Origin of the sequence: Acidipropionibacterium jensenii DSM 20535, from assembly GCF_000425285.1 — a bacterium.
Classification (GTDB): Bacteria; Actinomycetota; Actinomycetes; order Propionibacteriales; family Propionibacteriaceae; genus Acidipropionibacterium; species Acidipropionibacterium jensenii.
On record NZ_KE384345.1, the window covers coordinates 2,094 to 21,754 of the forward strand.

Below are 19,661 nucleotides of genomic sequence, written 5' to 3' on the forward strand. Positions count from 1 at the left end.
CCACGTCGGCACCCGAGGGGCCTCCGTCAACGGCTGGACACCGGTCAACTACCAGGGCACCAACGCCTGGATCTCCAGCGACTACCTGTCGCGGACCAAACCCGCCACCAGCACCGGCAGCAACGGCTCCTCAGGCAGTGGCTCCTCGGGGTCGAGCACCCCGACCTCCTCCTGGGCCGCACTCACCGCCAACGGCTCCTCCGGCCTGTCCGGTCTGCGCCCCAGCGCCAAGGGAATCGTCAACCGGACCATCACGGCATTCCCGCAGATCAGGACGATCTACGGAATTCGCGCCGACTCGATGGCCGACCACCCCAGTGGCCACGCGGTTGACCTGATGCTCCCCCGCGGCAGCAGGGACGCCGCCCTGGGTCAGCAGATCGCGGCCTACTTCCGCGCCCACGCCCAGGAGCTAGGGGTGCAGTACATCATGTACAATAAGCAGATCTGGAACATCTCGCGCGACTCGGAGGGCTGGCGTGCGGTCGCCGACCGGGGCTCGGAGACCGCCAACCACATGGATCACGTGCACATCACCACCATCTGGGACTGAGCCGGTCGGTCTGGCGCGGGCCCCTCAGACCCGGAGTACCGTGCGGTGGCACGATGTCGGCCCCACCGGTAGCATGGTCGGGCCCGGTGCTGGCCCCGTCCCGATCGTCCAGCGGCCTAGGACATCGCCCTTTCAAGGCGGTAACGCGGGTTCGAATCCCGTTCGGGATACCAGAGCGAACGGCCTAGTCAGATGAACAATCGGCTAGGCCGTTCGTCACGTTCAGACAGCGGCGTGCAACGCTCGTGCAACGCTCAGGATCGCCGTATGCCCCGGCGCCGTCTCGTCGGCCTCATCGCCGCGGCCCTCATGGCCTCCATCCGATCGGCCACCTGGTCGAGGTCGGCATCGAACAGGTCGGAGTAGACATCGAGCGTCATTGCCGCGGACTTGTGGCCCAGCATGCCCTGAATGACCTTGACGTCAGCTCCGGCCGCCACCGCGAGGCTGGCCGCTGTGTGCCTCAGCTCGTGCGGGGTCAGCCCCTCGACGCCGGCAGCCTTCGCGGCCGCGTCGAACCATGACCCGCGGGCCGACGCGTTGCGCAGCGGCCCGCCGCGCTCCCCGGGGAACAACAGGTCCTCGGGCTTCTTGCCGGCCGTCCTGTCCCTCATCGCCCGGTCGAGGAACGACGGGTAGGCCACGGTGCGGCTCGTGCGGCCCTTCGGCAGCCCCCAGGCCATGCCCATCGAGACGTTCGTCACCGACTCATCAACGCGGAGCCTGCGCCGGCCCAGATCGATGTCCTCCACCTTGAGGGCCGCGAACTCGCCCCATCGCAGACCGCAGTAGGCCAGCACGTGGATGACATCCCCCCAGGGGCCGGCTGCCCGGGCCAAGTCCTCCACCTGGCCCACGCTGAGATAGCGACGCCTCCTCGGTTCGGCACGCGGATAGGAGACACCCTTCGCCGGGTTGACGACAAGACGATTCGCGATGACGGCATGGCCGAGGATCCCAGACAGGACATTCCCGATCTTGTGGACGGTGGCCGGCGCGAGCTCGTATCCGGAGATCCACTCCTGGATCGCCTCGGTGGTGACGTCGCCCAGGGCAACACTCCCCCACCGCGGAGCGATGTGGACTTTGACGATGTTCTCGTTGCGCTCGCGCGTCTTCTGCGACCAGTCGGGGTGAGCGTCGATCCATGCGGCCGCCTCCGCGGCGACGGTGCCGCGGGTCCGCTTCGGGTCGATCCAGACGCCGGTGACCTGGTCGGCGGTCTGCTGGTCGATCCAGCGTTGCGCGTCGATCTTCCGGGGGAAGTTCTGGTAGTGGGCGTGACGCTCGCGATCGAAATATCGGGCCTGCCATGTGACCGTGCCCGACTTCAGAGTCCGCTTGTAGATGCTGGCCATCACTCACCGTGGTTCATCTCACGTAGCAGTCTGAGGTACGCCTCCCGCGCGTCCGGATCGATCATCCCGGGGCTGTAGTCCCCCTGATCGATCCGCTCCGACGAGTCCTCGAGTTGGTGCATGAGTTCCATCAGTCGCTCTGCGGTGTTGCCTCGGGCGTGGACGTTGAGCTCCCTAACCACGGAACCATCGTGATCGGCAAGCACCCGTACGTCGTAGGTATCGAGCACCCACGCCAGCGCCCAGACTTCGACCCATCGCAATGGGCGCGAACCAGCCTCGACCTTCGCGACTGTCGTCTGCCGCCACGGGTCGGGCAAGAGCTCGCTGACCTGCTCGGCGACTTCGCGCTGAGACAGTCCGAGTCGCTCGCGTTGGGCACGGAGTTGCTGCCCGGTGGTGCTTGCCAGCTCTCCGAGGAGCTCTCTGTAGCGGTCCGGATCGCCCTTGTCATTCCCCATGGGCATACTTTAACGCCATCATCGGTTGCAACCCAGAAAACCCTGGCATAGTATGCAATCAACCCACACGGGAATATACCGATCCGATGAAAGGTTCACTCATGAACAAGGCGAGCAAGTCTCGAGGAGCCGCCAGCCGGGAAGCTACCGGGCTGCCCAACCACGAGGTTCTGAACACCGCCCAGGTGTCAGAGATGACTGGCGTCTCCCAGGTGACCCTCCGGAACTGGAGGCATCAGAGCACCGCCACGGGCAAGGGCGTCGGCCCGAAGTCCTTCAAGATGGCCGGCGTCGTCCGCTACCGCCGGTCCGATGTTGAGCAGTGGATCGATGACACCTACAACGCCACGGTGCGCGGCGAGGGTGTCGTGGTGTCCCGATGAACGCGATCCCGACCGCCGCGAATGGCGGCCTGCTGGCCTACCTGCTCGCCGCCCTGGTGCTCGTCGCCATGGCCGCGCTCAGCCGTCCCCGCTGCTCTGTCGCCCTCGACACCCCCGGCCCCCACAAGAACAACCCCGGCAACGTCTCGATCTTGGCGGAGAGCGACGTCACCGGGGCCAACCCAACCCCCAACAAGGAGAAGGACATGACCGAGACTACCCGCCTGTACCGCCTGGAGGTGGCCTACCCGGCCGCCGCGCTGACCACTGACGGGGCGCTTGACCCCGACTGGGTGCCCGACACGTTCACCCCGACCGAGCAGGTGCCGGCCTTCTACTGGCCGAAGACGGACCGGATCTACAAGTCACGATCCGCCGCGACCGACCGGGCCGCACTGCTCCGCCGCTACGGCTGCACCGTCACCATCCTGGAAGCCACCCCCGCGTGGGAGAACATCCCGACCGCGAACGCCCGCCGACACCGCGAGCGCACCGCGGCCACGATCCGCCACAGCATCGACAGCGTGTTCACCGACCGCGACCAGCTCGGGGAGGCCCAGGCATGAAGTGGAACGGTAAGGGCAAGACGATTGAGTACCTGCCCAACGATGTGATGGCGAGGATAAAGGCCCAGCGTCCCCGGTGGGCCGGCCGACTCCGGGCCTTCTACCAGAAGAACCCGAACGACCCCACGGCCTCAATGCACTGGATCCGAGAGTTCCCCATCACGTCGGGGCACAAGGACACTGAGGTTGACCTGGTGCGCTGGGGGGACTTCACCTGTGACGGGGCCGTCACCGAAGACTCCTTCGAGACCATCGAGCTGGTGGGCGTGGACGGCGGGACGTGCTTCTTCACCCGGGCCGAGCTTCCCGCGCTGATCGCCGCGCTCCAAGAGATCGCGGCCGACCTTGACGCCGACCACCTGCCCGAGCACTCCGACGAGGAGGCCAGCCATGCCTGACCGTGTCCTCACCGAGGCTGAGCATCAGCTGATCTGCAACGTCCTCGACAACGAGGTGCACCGACTCCAAGCCCTGGAGGCCGACGGGCTGCAACCGTCCACGCCGTCCGCCCAGCTGGAGCGACTCACCGACATGGTGTTCGCCGCCGACTCGATCATCCTGGAGGCCCACCATGGCTGACGGTCTGAAACTGCTTGGGATCGTCTCCCCGGAGAACTGGACTGTCGCCGTGATCGACGGGCAGCCCGAGGAGGTCGTGAACCTGGCCGGCATGGCGCAGATGGTCCGCTCTGCACCGATCGGGCAGCGCCGGGCACTACGCCGCCTCCGCCGCCTCCTGAACGACGACCACTACAGCCGCCTCCTGGCGGAGCTGGAGCGCACGAAGTGACCGCCACTGAGCACCACAGGGCCCCTGCCGACGATCCGCCGGCAGGGGCCACTGGCCGGCTACCGCCCAACGACCACGATGCTGAGCGAGCCGTCCTCGGAGCCGTCATGCAAGGGGTCGACCCGGCCGAGCTGAGTCTTCAAGCTGACCAGTTCGACGATCCAGACCACGAGGCAATCTGGGCCGCTGCCTGCCGGCTCCGGCTCGCAGACAAGCCAGTGACCGTGGTCACCATCGGCGACGCACTAGCCGCAGACAATGTGCACCTGAACGTCAAGGGCGGACGCCCCTACCTGGCCGGACTGTGGGAAGCCGGTCTCCCAGTCGACGCCCAGGCGCACGCCGACATCGTCCGGCGTCATGCACTGGATCGCGAGACCCTCAAGCTCAGCCGGCTCATCGCCCAGGACATCAGCGAGGGCCACGACCCAGGCCGTCACGTATCCGCCCTCGTCGAGATCCGCGAGGGCGGCAGCCCTGTCCACAACCGCGCCATCGCCGGAGGAGAGTTCATATTCACCGCCTCCGAAACACCGTCGGCATGGTGGGGCCGAGGGACGGAAGTACTTGGTGCCACCGGTGAGTCCCTGGTGATCGCGGGCCCCCAGGGCACAGGCAAGTCCACTATCGGCCAGCAGCTCGCACTCGGCCGAGTCGGCCTGACCGACTACTCCGAACTACTCGGGTACCCCATAGCGCCAGACCCTCGCGGCGTCCTCTACCTGGCGTGTGATCGCTCGATACAGGTCGCCCGCTCCATGCTCCGCATGGTTCCCAAGTCAGCCAGAGACATCGTCAACCGGCGCATGGATGTATGGCGGGGGCCGCTACCCAAGTCGCTGAACGATGACCCGCTGGCCCTCGTCAAGCTCGGCCGGACATTCCACCGGGGGACCATCGTGGTGGACTCCCTCAAGGACACCACCCGTGCCCTGAAAGAGGACGACGGTGGATCCGCCTACAACATCGCCAGACAGCACGCCCTCGCTGAAGGCTTCGAGATCATCGAGCTGCACCACACGAAGAAGCGCCCGACGGACGTCAGGGGCAGGCCATCGGTGGATGACGTGTACGGATCCACCTGGATCACCTCAGGCGCAGGTTCAGTGCTGCTGCTGGACGGCCAGCCCGGTGACCCAGTCGTGAAGCTCTTCCACGTCAAGCAGCCCATGGATGACGTCGGGCCCCTCACCATCGAGCATGACAACCGGACCGGGCGGACCCACGTACGGTTCGGCGTCGACCTGGTGCAGGCGGCACGCGGACGAAACGGGATCACCAACGCTGACGCTGCCCGGCTGCTCTTCGAGTCAGACTCTGCCAACGACCGGAAGAAGGCAGAACGGCGCCTCACCGTCCTGGTGAACAAGGGTCTGCTCGACAAGATCCCCGGCGACAGCGCCACTCAGACAGCCTCGCTGTGGGTCGCGAAGGACCTTCCCGGACACCTTCCCGCGGGGGGTCAGAACGGGAAGGCATCCCGGCACCTTCCCGACCTTCCCGGCAAACACCTGCAAGTTGTACCTGACAAGGGGAAATGACCTTCCCGGCAAGCTTCCCTACCTTCCCGGACGCCTACCTTCCCGTTTCCTCCCCCCCCTATAGGGGGAGGGAAGGGGGTAGGTCGGGCACCCCAACCAACCACCAAGAGGACACATCATGACCAGCTTCGCCCCCGCCACCTACCCGATGCACGGAGTGTTCCGCCAGCAGGACGGCCACTCCTACGAGCTACTCCTCGCCGGATACGAGACCGACGACGACGGATCCACCGAACCCGTGTTCATGGGAGACCGCGAGGAGACCGGATCCCTGCTCAACCTCGGAGACATCGGCAACGACCTGGCAGCCATCCGGCCCGGCTTCCCCCCGAACGCATCATGAGGCTCCGACGCTGCAACCAGTGCGGCAAGCCGACTGCACCCCGCATCAACCGCTGCCCCGACTGCGGAGGCGAGATCCGCGTCACCATCACCGAACCCGGACACGGATACATCGACTACGTGATCCGGCAACCGAGACCAGCGAACGGATCGTCAACCGATCGTCAACGAATCGTTCGACGATGACCGCCGCCCGTTTTTTTGGGAGGCCGGCCGGCTCAGACACCGCCGATGGCCCCCCCTGGTCTTTTTTTCCTCGAATCGATCGTCTCGACGTGGGGGGCCGGTCGTGGCTGACGATCAGCCGGTGAGGCGGCGGAGGGGCCGGCCTTCGACCACCGCGGCCACGGTGGAGGAGGTCGAGTGGCTGTTGTCGTTCGGGGAGTCCTTGGCGGGGGTCTGCTCGGCGTTGCGGCTGTCTGAGCACGGGCTGTATGTGGCGTTGCAGCGTGGTGGCCGGCTGGACCTGTGGCGGCGGTTGAGGCCGGTTGACCATCTCGATGGGGAGGCGGACCCGTGGCTTCGGTGATGCTGTTCGGGGTGCCGATCGATGCCCAGGAGCTCGCCGACGTGATGGATGCCGAGGGTCTGCGCCGGCAGTTGAGTGGGCGGGGCCGGGAGACCGGCCGGCTGGATCTGATCGCCCGTCGGGCCCGGGAGTTCGCCGTTTTCGGCGAATCTGATCCTGGCCGCTGGTCTGGGGGTGCCTGGGTGACGTTGACTGAGTGGGCAGGCAGTTGCGGGGTGCCTGTGCGGACGGCCCGGGACTGGGCTGCCGCGTCGAAGATCCGGGCCCGGAGGTCGGGCCGGACGTGGCTTGTGGTGGCGGACGAGGTGCCGCCGACGAGAAGGAGACGCTGATGGATGAGACGGCAGAGCTGGGGGCGGCCGAGCAGCTGCTCTCTGCGGTGCGGGACCTGGCCGCGAGTACCGGCGAGGCTGGAATCAGCCGCGCGGAGCGTGTGACCCGGTCGCGGCGGGCTGCTGAGGCTCTGCGGGACGTGCCCCAGGTGCTGAACGGGCTGGACCCGTACGCCGACGGGCAGCACAGCCGGGTGCGCGACCTGGTGCTGACCGCCGAGGGGCCGGTGGCGTTCAACCCGGACGGTCCCGGAGTCGATCATCAGGGCCGGAACATGCCGCAGGCGTTCGGCGGTGAGGCTGCGGTCCGTGCGGCCCAGGACAGGCTTCGGGTGGCCTCCCAGCTGGCCGACGTGCGAGCGCGGGCCGCCGGGCTCGGCTTCGCCGACGTTGGCGAGGTGTTCGTGGCGCCGCCGGCCGCGGAGCTGCCTGGTCTGGCCGCATGGCTGGACGGGTACGCCCAGCCGGTGACCGCCTCGTCGGCTGCGAAGCTGATGACGCCGGTCGCCTGGGACGCGTTCCCGGCCGGGGTGATCAACCCGGGCACCTCGAACCCGGCCGATGCTGGAACCGACCTCTCGCAGCTGGAGGGCGACGAGAAGCGGTACACGCTGGCCGGCTGGTCCACCAGCCGGTCCGCCCAGGTCGTGAACTGGGGGGTGAACGCCCTGGCCGAGCTGGACCGGCTCGGTACGGCGGTGGCTGACGTGGCACTGGAGGCCGAGCTGATCCGTCAGCTGGCCGATGGTGCGCCGGCTGCCGCCAACCTGGAGGCTGCGGAGGTCGCGTGCGGGCAGGCATGGCCGTCGGGTGCGGACCTGATTCTGTGCCATGCGGCCGACCGGCCGAAGATCGTCCGCTCCTATGCGGCCGCCCAGCTGGGGCCGGCCGATCGCCCCCTGGTGCTGGCCACCGGCGGGGTCCGCGAGCCGGGAACCGCCTACGTGGTCGCGATGGGCGGGGTGTGGCTGGAGGCCTCCCCGATCGAGGCGTTCTCCATGATCGATCCGAAGGTACTTGGGACCCAGCTCGGATGGCTGCGCTACGGGCAGGTGACCCGTCGGGCCGCCGGCGTCGTTCAGAAAGTGGAGGTGGCGGCATGAGCAGGAATCGTTGGGATGATGTGGTGCCGAGGCCGGCACGTCGGGCCCATGTGGCTCCCGGGGGGCATCGCTGGGACGACCTGACCGCACCGGTGATGTCGGCGATCCCGCCAGCGGCCAGGAGCAAGCGGGCGGTGATCCGGCTGGGGCCGGCGGCCCCGGTCGTGGATCTGGACCCGGAGATTGTCGGACGGGCTATGAGCCTGCCTCGTGATCGTCGGAACATGCTCAGGGCCGAGATTCAGCGTCGGGCGTCGGCGGGTGCGCAGAATCGCCGTCAGGTGGACTCTGACGGTTGGGTCGGCCTATTCCTCCTGGAGCAGGAGAAGCGATGAGCGGCTCTGAGAACCCCGGGGGCGGCCGGGAGGACGGCGGAACGGTGAACGGCCCTCAGATCGACGCTGGCGAGCCCTCGGAGGCACTGGAGCCCGGCTCGTTCGAGTACTACCGGGCCGAGCACCCCGAGGCCGGCCCGCGGCTGTGGCGGTTCCTCGCTGACGCGTACCGGGACAATGGCGGTCGTTCGGAGATGAGCCTGGATGAGGTGCAGGCCGCCTCCCCTGGTGGTGAGGTCAACCGGGCCCGCCGGCTGATCGCCGCCGAGCTGGGCCGGACGTTCCAGTTCGAGGAACGATGAACAACTGAATCCTCCGGTGGGGGGTCCGGCCTGACGGCTAACCCTTTCGAGACCCCCTGACCGGTTCCGCGCCGCGGAGTGGGCGGCGCAGCGGAGTGCCCCCGTCCTGGTGCTGGAGCGGGGGCACTCCCACGCCCAGGGGGGGTGGCTCACGATGGGCCACCTGGGCACGGTCGTTACGACCGTGGTTGGCCGACCAGCTGCGCTGCCATTACGGCAGTGGAGGGCAACTGTTCGGTTCATCCGAACGGCTGCCCGGGGGTGGGCATCTGGTGCCACCCCCTGGTGGAAGCTTTTCCCGGCGCCGGGAAGTTCTTCCCCGATCGGGGAAGAACTGTGTGTGCCGGGTGGCATCCTGGTGGTGCAGTCACACGGCTGCTCTGGCAGGGGTGTTCCGACCCTCTTCCAGTGGCCTCCGTCGCTTGGAAACCGGCGGGGGCCACACCTCTGTTCCGTGCAACTCTCGTGCAACTCCCAGCCCCGGAAACCGGGGTGCATGGACGACACGGACAACGCCACAAACCCGCCTATAGAGCCGTTCGGCCCTCTGGCTTCGGGTGTCCCATCGCCCTTTCAAGGCGGTAACGCGGGTTCGAATCCCGTTCGGGATACCAACGATCAGCCCCGTCGGACGTCGTCCGGCGGGGCTGACGGCCATCACCCCTCGTCAGCGCCACGGCCGTCGCATGGCCCCTCGACCGCCCGCCGACACCGCAGATTTCACATCACCGGCGATCCTTGCTATATTTCTCGAGCTGCCTGATGCAGGCAGCGGTCAGGATTCTCGGGGCAACCCGAAGATCAAGGCCCCGTAGCGCAGTTGGTTAGCGCGCCGCCCTGTCACGGCGGAGGTCGTGGGTTCAAGTCCCATCGGGGTCGCTCACGCGGCGTTCACGGCGTCGCGTTCGTGCTGTGGAGCGTAAGTTCCCAGACACGAGCCTTTGGCCGGGTAGCTCAGTCGGCAGCAGCGTTCGCCTGAAAAGTGAAAGGTCACCGGTTCGATCCCGGTCCCGGCCACACAGATGAGAAGGCCCCTCCACGGAGGGGCCTTCTCGTACCTCCGGCAGGTCACCGGACCGGATCCCTGCGTCCCCGCATCGGGGGTCCCTCTCCCCCCTCAGACCGCCGAATGTCACAGCTTGGTCACGACTCACATCCGGCCGTCGAGCGCTGACAAGGGGTGTAACACGGTGGAAACGCCTTCGTCGCCGATACGACGACAGGGGGCGGATAGCGTCTCGGGCAAGTAGTGATCAGCTCCCTCGAGAGGAACCCACATGCACCGCATTTCTTCGGGTCGTACTGCATCGTCAGAGGTGCCCGGCACCGCGTCGACCGTGATCTCGCGTCGGCGTCGTGTGGCCGCCAAGGCTGTCGCCGCATCCCTGTCCGTGATGGTGCTGGCGGCCTGCTCGTCCGGCTCGGGCGGAACCTCCTCGTCCTCCGCGGGCGGCAACGGTGCCTCCGGCGACCTCAAGATCGGCGCGATCTACCCGCAGACCGGGTCGCTGGCCCTGCTGGGACCCGCCGCCATCGCGGGCGCCAAGTTGGCCACCGCCGACATCAATGCCGCCAAGCCCACCTTCAAGACCAGCCTGACCGTCAAGGACTCCGGCGACACCACCACCGACATCGCCTCCTCCTCGGCCAAGTCCCTGCTGGCCTCGGGCACCTCGGCGATCCTCGCCCCGGAGTCCTCGGCCGTCGTCAAGACGGTGTTCAGCCAGATCACCAACGCCAAGGTGCCGTTCATCACCCCGGCCGCCACCGATCCGGGCATGACCAACCCGAACAAGAGCAACGGCATGTTCTTCCGCACCGTCCCCAGCGACCTCCTGCAGGGCCAGGCCCTGGCCCAGAAGATCGTCTCCGACGGCAAGAAGAACGTCGCGATCCTCTACATGAACGAGGCCTACGGCACCGGGCTCAACAACCAGATCGTCAACACCCTGAAGGCCAACAACGTCAAGGTCGGCGCTGATGTGTCCTTCACCCCGAACTCGACGAACTTCAACGCCGAGGTCGGCAAGGTGCTCGCCGCCAAGCCCGACGCCCTGGTGGTGATCTCCTTCGACGAGATCAAGTCGATCTCCGCCGCCCTGCAGCAGAACAAGTTCGACTTCAAGAACTTCTACGGCACTGACGGTAACAACGGCATCCTCGGCAAGGGCGATCCCGACATCACCGGCGCCCAGTTCTCGACCCCCGGTGTCAACCCGGCCTCGGGCCTCAAGGACAAGCTCAACACGGAGAACGGCAAGCCGCTGAACTCCTTCTCCTACGCTGCCGAGTCCTACGACGCGACGATCCTCATCGCGCTGGCCGCGGCCGAGGGCAAGAGCACCGCTCCCCAGACGATCGCCGACAACCTCATCAAGGTCTCCGACGGTGGCACCAAGTGCACGACCTTCAAGGCCTGCTACGACCTCATCCAGAAGGGCACCGACATCGACTACGACGGTCAGTCCGGCCCGATCGCCTGGAACAAGGCGGGCGACGTCACCAAGGCCAGCATCTCCTTCTACAAGACTGTCGGCCCGAACAACAAGACCGACTGGGTGAGCCAGCAGACCTCCTCGCTGTGATCCACGAGGTGGGCTGACGCCCAGGACATCAGGAAGGGCCCGGTTCTGTCGAACCGGGCCCTTCCTCGTAGCTTCTGGCCTGGTCGACTTCCAGGGGGGTACGCCGTCCGACGCATACGATCGGCTGGTGACAGATCTCCTCGCCGAGTACGACGCCCATCTCGGCAGCGAACCGCCGACCGGCGTGACGCTGCGCCGACTGACTGTGCCTGAGGAGATGCGCGCGGCCCTCGACGTGCAGGACGCCGTTTTCGGCGGCACCCCGCGCGCTCAACGGATGCTGCGCGAGATCCTGACCCGCCAGTCAAACGGGGAGAACGTCGAGTTGTGGGCGGCGGAGACCAACGGTCGCATCGTCAGCGCCGGTCGGATAGACCCGATCTCCGGCACCCCTTTCGCCGGGATCTGGGGCGGCGCAACGCTGCCCGCCTACCGGGGTCGCGGCATCTACCGTGCGCTCACCGCCGCTCGAGTCCGGTCCGCGATGTCGCACGGCGCGCGGTGGATCCATTCGGACTCCACCGAGTTCTCCCGCCCCATCCTCGAACGCGCGGGCCTGATGAGGATCACCGGGACCGTGCCGTGGACCTGGCAACGCCCGGCACGGTAGAGGATCCCCTCGCACGCGGTCAGGTCATGAGCGGGTCGACCAGTCCGTCGTGGCAGGTGGCTTGTCCGTGCCCACTCAGAGCTCATCCCCGGTCCCCCACCCCGAGTCGGGGTGGGGGACCGGGGATGAGCCGAGGAGAGCCGCTCAGCCCGCCTTGTGGTCGGCGGCGAGGGTACCGAGGTACAGCTGGATGACCTTCGGATCGTTGAGCAGGTCACGTCCGGTACCCATGTACGCATCCTTGCCCTGGTCGAGCACATAGCCGCGATCGCAGATCTGCAGGCACCGGGAGGCGTTCTGCTCCACGATCATGATGGACACCCCGGCCGCATTGATCCGTGCGACGTTGACGAAGGTCTCGTCCTGCCGGACCGGGGACAGTCCCGCGCTCGGCTCGTCGAGCAGCAGCACCTTCGGGTCCATCATGAGGGCCCGCGACATCGCCACCATCTGACGCTCGCCGCCCGACAGCGAACCGGCCCGCTGCTTGAGCCGCTTCTTGAGCTCGGGGAAGAGGTCCACCACGAAGGCCAGCCTCTTGGTGTACAGCTTGGGCTTCTGGTAGCAGCCCATCTGCAGGTTCTCCTCGATGGTGAGCGCCTGGAAGACGTTCTCGGTCTGAGGGACGAACCCGACTCCGTGGGTGACCAGCCGGTTGGCCGACAGGTTCGTGATCTTGGTGCCGTCCAGCACCACCGATCCCGAGTACACCCGCACCAGCCCGAAGACGGCCTTCAGCAGGGTGGACTTGCCGGCCCCGTTGGGGCCGATGATGCCCACCAGCTCGCCGTCCTCGACGTAGGTGTTGGTCCCGTTGAGGATGTTGACTCCAGGCAGGTACCCGGCGACCAGATCCTTGGTCTCAAGAACGTGGCTCATGCCTTGTCCTTCCCTTTGTCATCGGTTGCCACGGCGTCGGCGGCATCGTCCACCACGGCCTGGGAGTCGCCGCTCTCGCCCAGTTCCTGAGCCGCCTCGACGGCCTCCTGCTGGGCGTCCAGCACCTCCTCGTCGCGCTGGATGTCGATATCGGAGACGTCGACCTTCCTCTTGCGCGAGGACCGGATGCCGTTGATGACGTCGCCGAGATCCCGGTCCTTGTTGGAGCCGAGGTAGGCGTCGACCACCGCGGGATCCTCCATCACGACATCGGGAGTGCCCTCGGCCACCACCCTGCCCTCGGCCATCACGATCACCCAGTCGGCGATGGTGTGCACCATGTGCATGTCGTGCTCGACGAACAGCACGGTGACGCCGCTGTCCTTGAGCCCGACGATGTGGCCGAGCAGGGACTGCTTGAGGGCCGGGTTGACGCCGGCCATCGGCTCGTCGAGCATCACCAGCTGCGGGTTGCACATCAGGGCGCGCGCCATCTCCAACAGCTTGCGCTGGCCACCGGACATCGATCCGGCGAAGTCGTCCTTCTTGGCCAGCAGCCCGAAGCGGTCCAACAGCTCCAGGGCGCGCTTCTCGTTGGCCTTCTCCTGGCTCCGCCAGATGAAGGGGAACAGCGCGGCCCAGAAGTGCTCGCCGGTCTGGTGGCGGGCGCCCAGCTTCATCGACTCCAGGACGGTCATCCGCCCCAGCACCTTGGTGAGCTGGAAGGTTCTCACCTCCCCCAGCCGGGAGACCTTGTGGGCCGGGACGCCGGCCAGGTCGGTCCCGTCGAACTCCCACGCACCGGTGTTCGGGTTGTCGAACCCGGTGAGCAGGTTGAACAGGGTCGTCTTGCCGGCACCGTTGGGCCCGATGAGGGCGGTGATCGCCCCTCGCGGGATCTCGACGTGCTCGACGTCGACGGCCTTGAGGCCGCCGAACTCGCGGGTCACATTGCTGGCGACCAGGATCGGGTGAACCTTGTGGCAACCGGGTGCGGCCTTCTCGGCAGCAATCGCCTCCGTGCCGGAGTCTGGTGCAGTCTGTGAGGTCTCAGCCATTGAAGTAGGTCTCCGCCTTGTTGCCGAATATGCCCTGCGGCCGGAAGATCACCAGCGCCATCAGTCCGAGGCCGACCAGGATGAACCGGATCTGGCCGCCCTGGATGCCGCTGATCGGAAGGATGTTCGAGGTGGTGAGCAGGCTCACCACTCCGTCGGTGACGATGAGGGTGAACCAGAAGATCATCGAACCGATGATCGGCCCGAAGACCGTGGCCGCACCGCCCAGGAAGAGGATCGTCCACAGGAAGAAGGTGGTCTGGGTGCCGCCGATGTCGGGGTTCAGGCCCTTCGGCATGATGTACAGCATGCCGGCCACACCGGCCAGCACGCCGCCCAGGACCAGGGCCTGCATCTTGTAGCTGAAGACGTTCTTGCCCAGCGCCCGCACCGCGTCCTCATCCTCACGGATGCCGCGGACGACTCGTCCCCACGGGCTGCGCATCAGGGCCCAGACGAGCACCGCAGCCACGATCACCACCGCCCAGCAGACGATGAGGTTGAACAGGTCGTCGCGCGAGTAGGACAACGGACCGAAGGTGTAGAACCCTCCGGAGGCCGGCGCCGGTATCGGATTGAGCGCGGCCCACGCGTTGCCGTAGTCGAAGCTGGTGAGTCCGCCCTGGCCGCCGGTCAGCGGGGTCAGTTCCGGGGTGATCGCGACGTATCGCACGATCTCGGCCGCCGCGATGGTGACCATCGACAGGTAGTCGGCCCTCAGCCGCAGGGTCGGTATGCCGAGCAGCAGGGCGAAGACGACCGCGCCGAGGACCCCGAACAGCAGGCACAGCGGCAGAGGCATGTTGAGGGTGCGGGCGCCGATCGCGAAGAAGTAGGCGCCGACGGCCATGAAGGCCGACTGGCCGAAGTTCATCAGGCCGGTGTACCCGAAGTGCACCGCCAGGCCGATGGTGGCCAGGGCGTAGGCCGCGGTGTCCGGGGCGAACAGCTGCGAGAGAGCCTGGGAGATGAAGCTGAAATCCATGAGAGTTCCCTTCTCAGCCGATCCGCTGTTTCCTGCCGAGCAGACCCTGGGGCCTGACCAGCAGAACAACAATCATGATGAGCATGGCGACGACATACTTGAGTGAGGTCGGGACCCACATCGTCGAGACGTCCATCGCGAGTCCGATGATGATGGCGCCGACCAGGGCCCCCCAGGTCGTTCCCAGGCCACCGAGGGTGACCGAGGCGAAGAGCAGCAGGAGGATCAGCGCGCCGGCGTTCCACTGGAGCGTCTGGTAGTAGCCGATGAGGGCTCCGGCCACACCGGCCAGGGCACCGCCGCCCACCCACACGATGCGGATGATGAGTTCCACGTTGATACCGGTGGCCGCGGCCAGGGCCTTGTTGTCGGCCACCGCGCGGGTCGCCTTCCCGATCCTGGTGAAGGAGAAGAACAGCGCCACCAGCACCAGCAGGACGATCGCGATGATCGATCCGACGACGTCCCAGTACCGCAGGTTCACCGGCCCGAAGGAGACCACCGGGTCGTTGTCGGCGGGGATGGACAGCCGGTCGGGGCCCCAGATGAAGGCGAAGATGTAGCGCAGCGCCAGGGACAGCCCGATGCTGACGATCATGATCTGCATCATGCCGAGCCGCCGCTTGCGCAGCGGTCGCCACAGCGAGATGTCCTGGAGGTAGCCGAAGCAGCCGCCGAGGATCAGGGCGCCGAGGATGGCGATCCACCCGTTGAGCCCCCACTGTCCGGCGATCATGTAGGCCATGAAGGCGCCGAAGGTGACGAGCTCGCCATGGGCGAAGTTGTTCAGTCGGGTGGTGCTGTAGATCAGCGACAGCCCGATCGAGGCCAGCCCCAGCAACAGGCCGAAGGTGAGGCCGGTGGCGATCTTGGGGGTCAGCTGGTCGATGAAGCTGGTGCCGCCCGAGGACCCTCCGGAGGATCCGGACCCGGAGCCGCCGACTGTCGCGCCGGGGGTCGACGCCGAGGAGGGCGCCGTGGCCAGCGGGGTCGGAGTCAACGCGGTGCGCACTCCGGAGGCCGACAGCGAGATCGCTGTGAACTGTGGCGAGATGTTGCCGGTGGTGGCGCGCACCGTCGGATTGGCCGCCGGGCCGACTCCCTTCGGCAGGGTGGCGACGTCGAAGTAGACGCCGTACCTGCCCGAGGCGGTGAGGTCGACGGTGGCCTTGCCCTGGGCATCGGTGGTGCCCTTGATGAGCTTGCCGGCGGCGTCGGCGACGGTGAGGCCGACCTTGGCGACCGGCTTTCCGGAGTCGTCAGCGACCGTCACGATGAGCTGAACGCCCGCCGCGTGGGCTCCTGGCGCGTTCTGAGCCTGAAGGGTTCCGAACAGTGCCAGGAAGGCCAGGAGAGCTAACCCCAGACGCCACAGGCGTCCTCCGTAGCTGGTCCGAATGATCGCCGGATGTGCTGGTCTCACGCGTTTTCCTCCCGTGTCCCCGGCCCTCTGAGGGGTGCCGGGTGAGCCTCGTCTCCTGCCCGGACGCAGTGCCTGGGCAGTGGCTCAACCTGTGGGAACTGTAGAAGCGGTTCACCGGCCTACCGCCCGACGACCTCAAGAAGTAACAGATCATCGCGAATCTGTAACATTGCGAAATCGCGCCTGCACAGCAGTGGCGGAGGCCGCGGACGCAGTGCCGCGAACCCCCGCCACGCGGGTCTCTCACAGACGTGTTGTTACTTCACCGAACCGCTCATCAGACCGGCCACGAAGTACTTTCCGAGGACGATGTAGACGATCAGGGTGGGCAGTGAGGCCACCAGCACTCCCGCCATGATCTGCGGGTAGTTCGGGTTCTGCCCGGAGGCCAGGGCATTGAGGCCGAAGGTCACCGGGCCGTTGTTCTGGTTGGTGAGGAACAGTGCGAACAGGAAGTCGTTCCAAGCACTGGTGAACTGCCAGATGAGGGTCACCACGAATCCGGGAGGGGACACCGGCAGGACCACCCGTGTGTAGGTGGACCAGGTGGTGGCGCCGTCGACCCGGGCCGCCTCGATCATCTCGTTGGGTACCGAGGTGGCGTAGTAGTTCCGGAAGATCAGGGTGCAGATCGGGATGCCGTAGACGATGTGGCACAGGATCAGGGTCGGGACCCCTGCGAACCAGGGCGCACTGTCCTGGATGTTCAGCATCATCCCGGACAGCGGGATCATGATCGCCTGGTAAGGGATGAACATCCCGAACAGGAAGAGCACGAAGATGACGTGGGAGCCGGGGAAGTGCCACTTGGCGAAGATGTAGCCGTTGAGCGATCCGAGCACCGAGGAGAGCACGGCCGCCAGGATCGCCATCACCAGGGACCGGCCGACCGCCGGGGCCAGGGTGTTCCAGGCCGCCACCCAGCCCTCCACCGACCAGGTGGTGGGGATCTGCCAGGCGGTCGACTGGTCATAGTCGCCCTGGCGCTTGAAACTGGTCACCAGCAGCACATAGGCCGGCATCAGCACGATGATGGAGAAGACGAACAGCAGGGCGTACTGAACGGTCCCGAAGGCCTTCTGCCCCCTGGTGCTTCTGCGGTGGCGGTGCGGAACGGCTGCGAGCCGGTCGGCCTCAAGAGTCGCCGAGGACATCAGCGGGCCCCCTTCTCGGTGCGGTTGGTGTAGATGAGGTACGGAATGACCGCGACCGCCACGATGAGCAGCAGCAGGGTGGCGTTGACGGCGGCCGCTGTGGGGTCGTTGAGCTGGAACATCTGGGTCCACATCAGGGTGGCGGGCACCTCGGCGGTGTAGGAGCTCTGCCCGGCGATCGAGTAGATGAGGTCGAACATCTTCATCGACATGTGTCCGACGATGATGAGGGCGCTCAACGCGATCGGCGACAGCTGGGGGAACAGCACGTGCCGGTACAGCTTGAACTCGGTGGCGCCGTCCACCCGGGCGGCCTCCCGCTGGTCCTCGGAGATGCCGCGGAAACCGGCCAGGAAGAGCGCCATGATGTACCCCGACAGCTGCCAGATGGCGGGAATGGCCATCGCGGCCATGTTGAATCTGCCCGCCGAGTACCAACTCGACTGGAGACCGTCCAGGCCCATCATCTGGAACAGCTGGTTCAGACCCACCGCATCGGAGCCCTGGGCCGGCGAGAGCAGCCAGCGCCAGACCACACCGGCGGCGATGAAGGAGATCGCCATCGGGAACAGCAGGACCGAGCGGAAGACTCCCTCGGCGCGCACCCCCCGCTCCAGCAGCAGGGCCCACAGCAGCCCGAAGAACATCGTGCCGGCGATGAACACCACGGTCAGCACGAGCAGATTCCACAGCGCGTGCTGGTAGCGCGGATCACCGATCAGCGTCGAGTAGTTCTGGAACCCTCCCGGGGCCTTGAGCCGTCCCGATCTCGTCCGCACCGTGGCGAAGGATGCCACGATGTTCTTCCCGATGAAGCCGTAGACGAAGATCCCGATGAGGATGATCGACGGCAGCACGAACAGGAAGCTCGGCAACCAGCGTCGCAATTTCACCATGTCTTCTGCACCTCTGTGTCTGCACCTGCGTGTGTGCACCAGCGGTGCACCTGAGCTGAGCCGGCCGGGGGCGGCCAGCAGGTGGGCCCGGCCGCCTTGGCCGGGCCCACCGATACCGCTAACTCACTGCGCGTACTTGCCGTGCGAGGCCACCAGGGCGCTCACCAGGTTCGCGGAGTTCTTGTCCTGGTAGTACTTGCTCATCGCGGTGTTGATCTCCGAGCTCCAGGCCAGCGAGACTGCGGCACCGTGTGCGATCGAGGAGACGATCTTGGTGTCGGGGGACTTGAAGTCCTTCATCGCGGACTGCTGGTAGGGGCTGAAGCCCTCGGGCGAGATGTCGGTGCGGGGAGGGATGGACCCCTTGACCTTGTTGAAGGTGGTCTGGGCGTCCTTGGAACCGACGAACCGCAGCCAGTCCTTGGTGCCCTCGGGGTTCTTGGTGCCGGTCGGCAGGGTGAACGAGTCGGCCAGGAAGTCGAAGATGTTCTCCTTGCCGGGCATCGGGAAGGCATCCCAGTCGGTCTTGTAGGTCTTGTTGCGCATCTCGAACTGCGCGACCGCCCAGTCGCCCATCACGTTGTAGGCGGCCTTGCCGTTGGCCACCATGTCGGTGGCGTTGGGCCAGTCGTCTCCGTCGGAGGCGGTGTTGGCGAAGCTGAGAGCCTTCTTGTACTGCTCGATGGAGGCCTTGACGCCGTCGGAGTCCCACTTGCCGTCCTTGGTGAACAGCTTGTTGTACTCATCGGCTCCCAGGTTGGAGGCCAGGATCGACTCGAAGAGCTCGGTCTGGGTCCAGGTGCCGCCGATCGACAGCGGGGTGGAGACGCCGGAGGCCTTGACCTTGGCCATGTCGGCCAACCACTCGTCGACGCTCTTCGGGGTGCTGGTGACGCCGGCCTTCTTCAGCACGGCGGTGTTCGACCACACCACATTGGCGCGGTGGACGTTGACCGGCACCGAGTAGATGTGGCCGTCGACGGTGAGTCGGTCGAGCAGGGTCTTGGGGAAGACCGACTCGCCGCCGACCTCCTTGATGATGCTGTCGACGGGCTCGACCTGGTCGTTGTCGATGTAGTCCATCAGCTCGGCACCGGCGTGACCCTGGAAGGATCCGGGCGGGTTGCCGTTCTTCAGGTCGGAGGCCAGCTTGGCCTTCGCGTTGGAACCAGATCCACCGGCCACCGCCAGGTTCTGGAAGGTGTCGTTGGGGTACTTCTCCTTGAACATCTTCTCGAGGGCGTCCAGGCCCTTCTTCTCGGAGCCGTCCGCCCACCACGTGAAGACGCCGACCGTGCCTCCGGCGCCACCCGCCTTGGGGGTCGAGGCCGAGGTCTCATCGGAACCAGCCTTCGTGCTGCTCGATGATCCGCACGCCACGGTGCCGGACAGCACCAGAAGCGACGCAGTCGCGAGCGCCGCCAGTCTCTTGCCACGCATCAGAAATAACCTCCCGGTCACATCGAGACATCCATG

General features: G+C 66.6%; 21 protein-coding genes and 3 tRNA genes. 15 read left to right on the forward strand and 9 right to left on the reverse strand.

From position 1 onward, the window contains the following. On the forward strand, nucleotides 1-553 hold a 553-nt coding region (locus H590_RS18730; RefSeq protein ID WP_483756917.1), incomplete at its 5' end, for a VldE C-terminal domain-containing protein. 97 nt (nucleotides 554-650) lie between these two features. Further along, nucleotides 651-726, forward strand: a tRNA-Glu gene (locus H590_RS0113665). An 81-nt stretch (nucleotides 727-807) separates the two neighbouring features. Here H590_RS0113665 and H590_RS16990 read toward each other — a convergent pair. Together H590_RS16990 and H590_RS0113675 are read right to left on the reverse strand one after the other, a co-directional pair. Further along, nucleotides 808-1,911, reverse strand: a complete 1,104-nt coding sequence (locus H590_RS16990) for a tyrosine-type recombinase/integrase (protein WP_051238652.1) — start codon at nucleotides 1,909-1,911, stop codon at nucleotides 808-810. Next, nucleotides 1,911-2,372: a helix-turn-helix domain-containing protein gene (locus H590_RS0113675; RefSeq protein ID WP_161626041.1), complete on the reverse strand. Its 462-nt coding sequence runs from the start codon at nucleotides 2,370-2,372 to the stop codon at nucleotides 1,911-1,913. Before H590_RS0113675 ends, H590_RS16990 begins: the two co-directional genes overlap by 1 nt. Before the next feature lie 101 nt (nucleotides 2,373-2,473). Here H590_RS0113675 and H590_RS0113680 point away from each other — a divergent pair, with 101 nt between their 5' ends. From H590_RS0113680 to H590_RS17000, 13 genes are all read left to right on the forward strand, one after another. Continuing rightward, on the forward strand, nucleotides 2,474-2,755 hold the full coding sequence (locus tag H590_RS0113680; RefSeq protein WP_051238653.1) for a helix-turn-helix transcriptional regulator: 282 nt from the start codon (nucleotides 2,474-2,476) through the stop codon (nucleotides 2,753-2,755). After that, complete coding sequence (locus tag H590_RS0113685) at nucleotides 2,752-3,321, forward strand: hypothetical protein (RefSeq protein ID WP_028703947.1); 570 nt, start codon at nucleotides 2,752-2,754, stop codon at nucleotides 3,319-3,321. Before H590_RS0113680 ends, H590_RS0113685 begins: the two co-directional genes overlap by 4 nt. Further along, entirely contained in the window at nucleotides 3,318-3,719 is a 402-nt protein-coding gene (locus tag H590_RS0113690; protein ID WP_028703948.1) for a hypothetical protein, read from the forward strand. Before H590_RS0113685 ends, H590_RS0113690 begins: the two co-directional genes overlap by 4 nt. Next, on the forward strand, nucleotides 3,712-3,900 hold the full coding sequence (locus H590_RS0113695) for a hypothetical protein (protein WP_028703949.1): 189 nt from the start codon (nucleotides 3,712-3,714) through the stop codon (nucleotides 3,898-3,900). Before H590_RS0113690 ends, H590_RS0113695 begins: the two co-directional genes overlap by 8 nt. Next, complete coding sequence (locus tag H590_RS0113700) at nucleotides 3,893-4,111, forward strand: hypothetical protein (protein ID WP_028703950.1); 219 nt, start codon at nucleotides 3,893-3,895, stop codon at nucleotides 4,109-4,111. Before H590_RS0113695 ends, H590_RS0113700 begins: the two co-directional genes overlap by 8 nt. Beyond that, nucleotides 4,108-5,652 carry a DnaB-like helicase N-terminal domain-containing protein gene (locus tag H590_RS18165; RefSeq protein ID WP_161626042.1) on the forward strand — a complete coding sequence of 515 codons (1,545 nt, stop codon included), beginning with the start codon at nucleotides 4,108-4,110 and terminating at the stop codon, nucleotides 5,650-5,652. Before H590_RS0113700 ends, H590_RS18165 begins: the two co-directional genes overlap by 4 nt. Before the next feature lie 118 nt (nucleotides 5,653-5,770). Next, nucleotides 5,771-5,995 (forward strand): hypothetical protein, encoded by a 225-nt coding sequence (locus H590_RS0113715; protein ID WP_028703951.1) that lies wholly within the window; start codon nucleotides 5,771-5,773, stop codon nucleotides 5,993-5,995. Nucleotides 5,996-6,854: 859 nt separating this feature from the next. After that, the gene (locus tag H590_RS0113730) at nucleotides 6,855-7,958 is read left to right on the forward strand and encodes a hypothetical protein (RefSeq protein ID WP_028703954.1); all 1,104 of its coding nucleotides are present in this window, start codon (nucleotides 6,855-6,857) and stop codon (nucleotides 7,956-7,958) included. A gap of 331 nt (nucleotides 7,959-8,289) precedes the next feature. After that, nucleotides 8,290-8,595, forward strand: coding sequence for a hypothetical protein (locus H590_RS0113740; protein ID WP_028703956.1), 306 nt, complete (start codon nucleotides 8,290-8,292; stop codon nucleotides 8,593-8,595). An 805-nt stretch (nucleotides 8,596-9,400) separates the two neighbouring features. Continuing rightward, nucleotides 9,401-9,474: transfer RNA gene (locus H590_RS0113745), tRNA-Asp, on the forward strand. 64 nt (nucleotides 9,475-9,538) lie between these two features. After that, nucleotides 9,539-9,612 (forward strand) — tRNA-Phe (locus H590_RS0113750). A gap of 260 nt (nucleotides 9,613-9,872) precedes the next feature. After that, nucleotides 9,873-11,180, forward strand: coding sequence for an ABC transporter substrate-binding protein (locus H590_RS0113755; RefSeq protein WP_051238656.1), 1,308 nt, complete (start codon nucleotides 9,873-9,875; stop codon nucleotides 11,178-11,180). A 127-nt stretch (nucleotides 11,181-11,307) separates the two neighbouring features. After that, the gene (locus H590_RS17000; RefSeq protein ID WP_051238657.1) at nucleotides 11,308-11,790 is read left to right on the forward strand and encodes a GNAT family N-acetyltransferase; all 483 of its coding nucleotides are present in this window, start codon (nucleotides 11,308-11,310) and stop codon (nucleotides 11,788-11,790) included. Between the two features lie 144 nt (nucleotides 11,791-11,934). On the opposite strand, the gene H590_RS0113765 is transcribed toward H590_RS17000, so the two are convergent. From H590_RS0113765 to H590_RS0113795, 7 genes are all read right to left on the reverse strand, one after another. Then, on the reverse strand, nucleotides 11,935-12,669 hold the full coding sequence (locus tag H590_RS0113765; RefSeq protein ID WP_028703958.1) for an ABC transporter ATP-binding protein: 735 nt from the start codon (nucleotides 12,667-12,669) through the stop codon (nucleotides 11,935-11,937). Continuing rightward, nucleotides 12,666-13,727, reverse strand: coding sequence for an ABC transporter ATP-binding protein (locus tag H590_RS0113770; protein ID WP_036982708.1), 1,062 nt, complete (start codon nucleotides 13,725-13,727; stop codon nucleotides 12,666-12,668). Before H590_RS0113770 ends, H590_RS0113765 begins: the two co-directional genes overlap by 4 nt. After that, a complete protein-coding gene (locus H590_RS0113775; RefSeq protein ID WP_028703960.1) occupies nucleotides 13,720-14,712 on the reverse strand; it encodes a branched-chain amino acid ABC transporter permease in 993 nt (330 codons plus the stop codon). Before H590_RS0113775 ends, H590_RS0113770 begins: the two co-directional genes overlap by 8 nt. Before the next feature lie 13 nt (nucleotides 14,713-14,725). Then, nucleotides 14,726-16,135, reverse strand: coding sequence for an ABC transporter permease subunit (locus tag H590_RS0113780; RefSeq protein ID WP_161626043.1), 1,410 nt, complete (start codon nucleotides 16,133-16,135; stop codon nucleotides 14,726-14,728). A gap of 257 nt (nucleotides 16,136-16,392) precedes the next feature. Then, nucleotides 16,393-17,289, reverse strand: a complete 897-nt coding sequence (locus H590_RS0113785; RefSeq protein ID WP_028703962.1) for a carbohydrate ABC transporter permease — start codon at nucleotides 17,287-17,289, stop codon at nucleotides 16,393-16,395. Next, nucleotides 17,289-18,185, reverse strand: coding sequence for a carbohydrate ABC transporter permease (locus tag H590_RS0113790; RefSeq protein WP_028703963.1), 897 nt, complete (start codon nucleotides 18,183-18,185; stop codon nucleotides 17,289-17,291). The genes H590_RS0113785 and H590_RS0113790 overlap by 1 nt, the downstream gene beginning before the upstream one ends. A gap of 123 nt (nucleotides 18,186-18,308) precedes the next feature. After that, complete coding sequence (locus H590_RS0113795; RefSeq protein WP_028703964.1) at nucleotides 18,309-19,625, reverse strand: ABC transporter substrate-binding protein; 1,317 nt, start codon at nucleotides 19,623-19,625, stop codon at nucleotides 18,309-18,311. Between the last annotated feature and the right edge of the window lie 36 nt (nucleotides 19,626-19,661).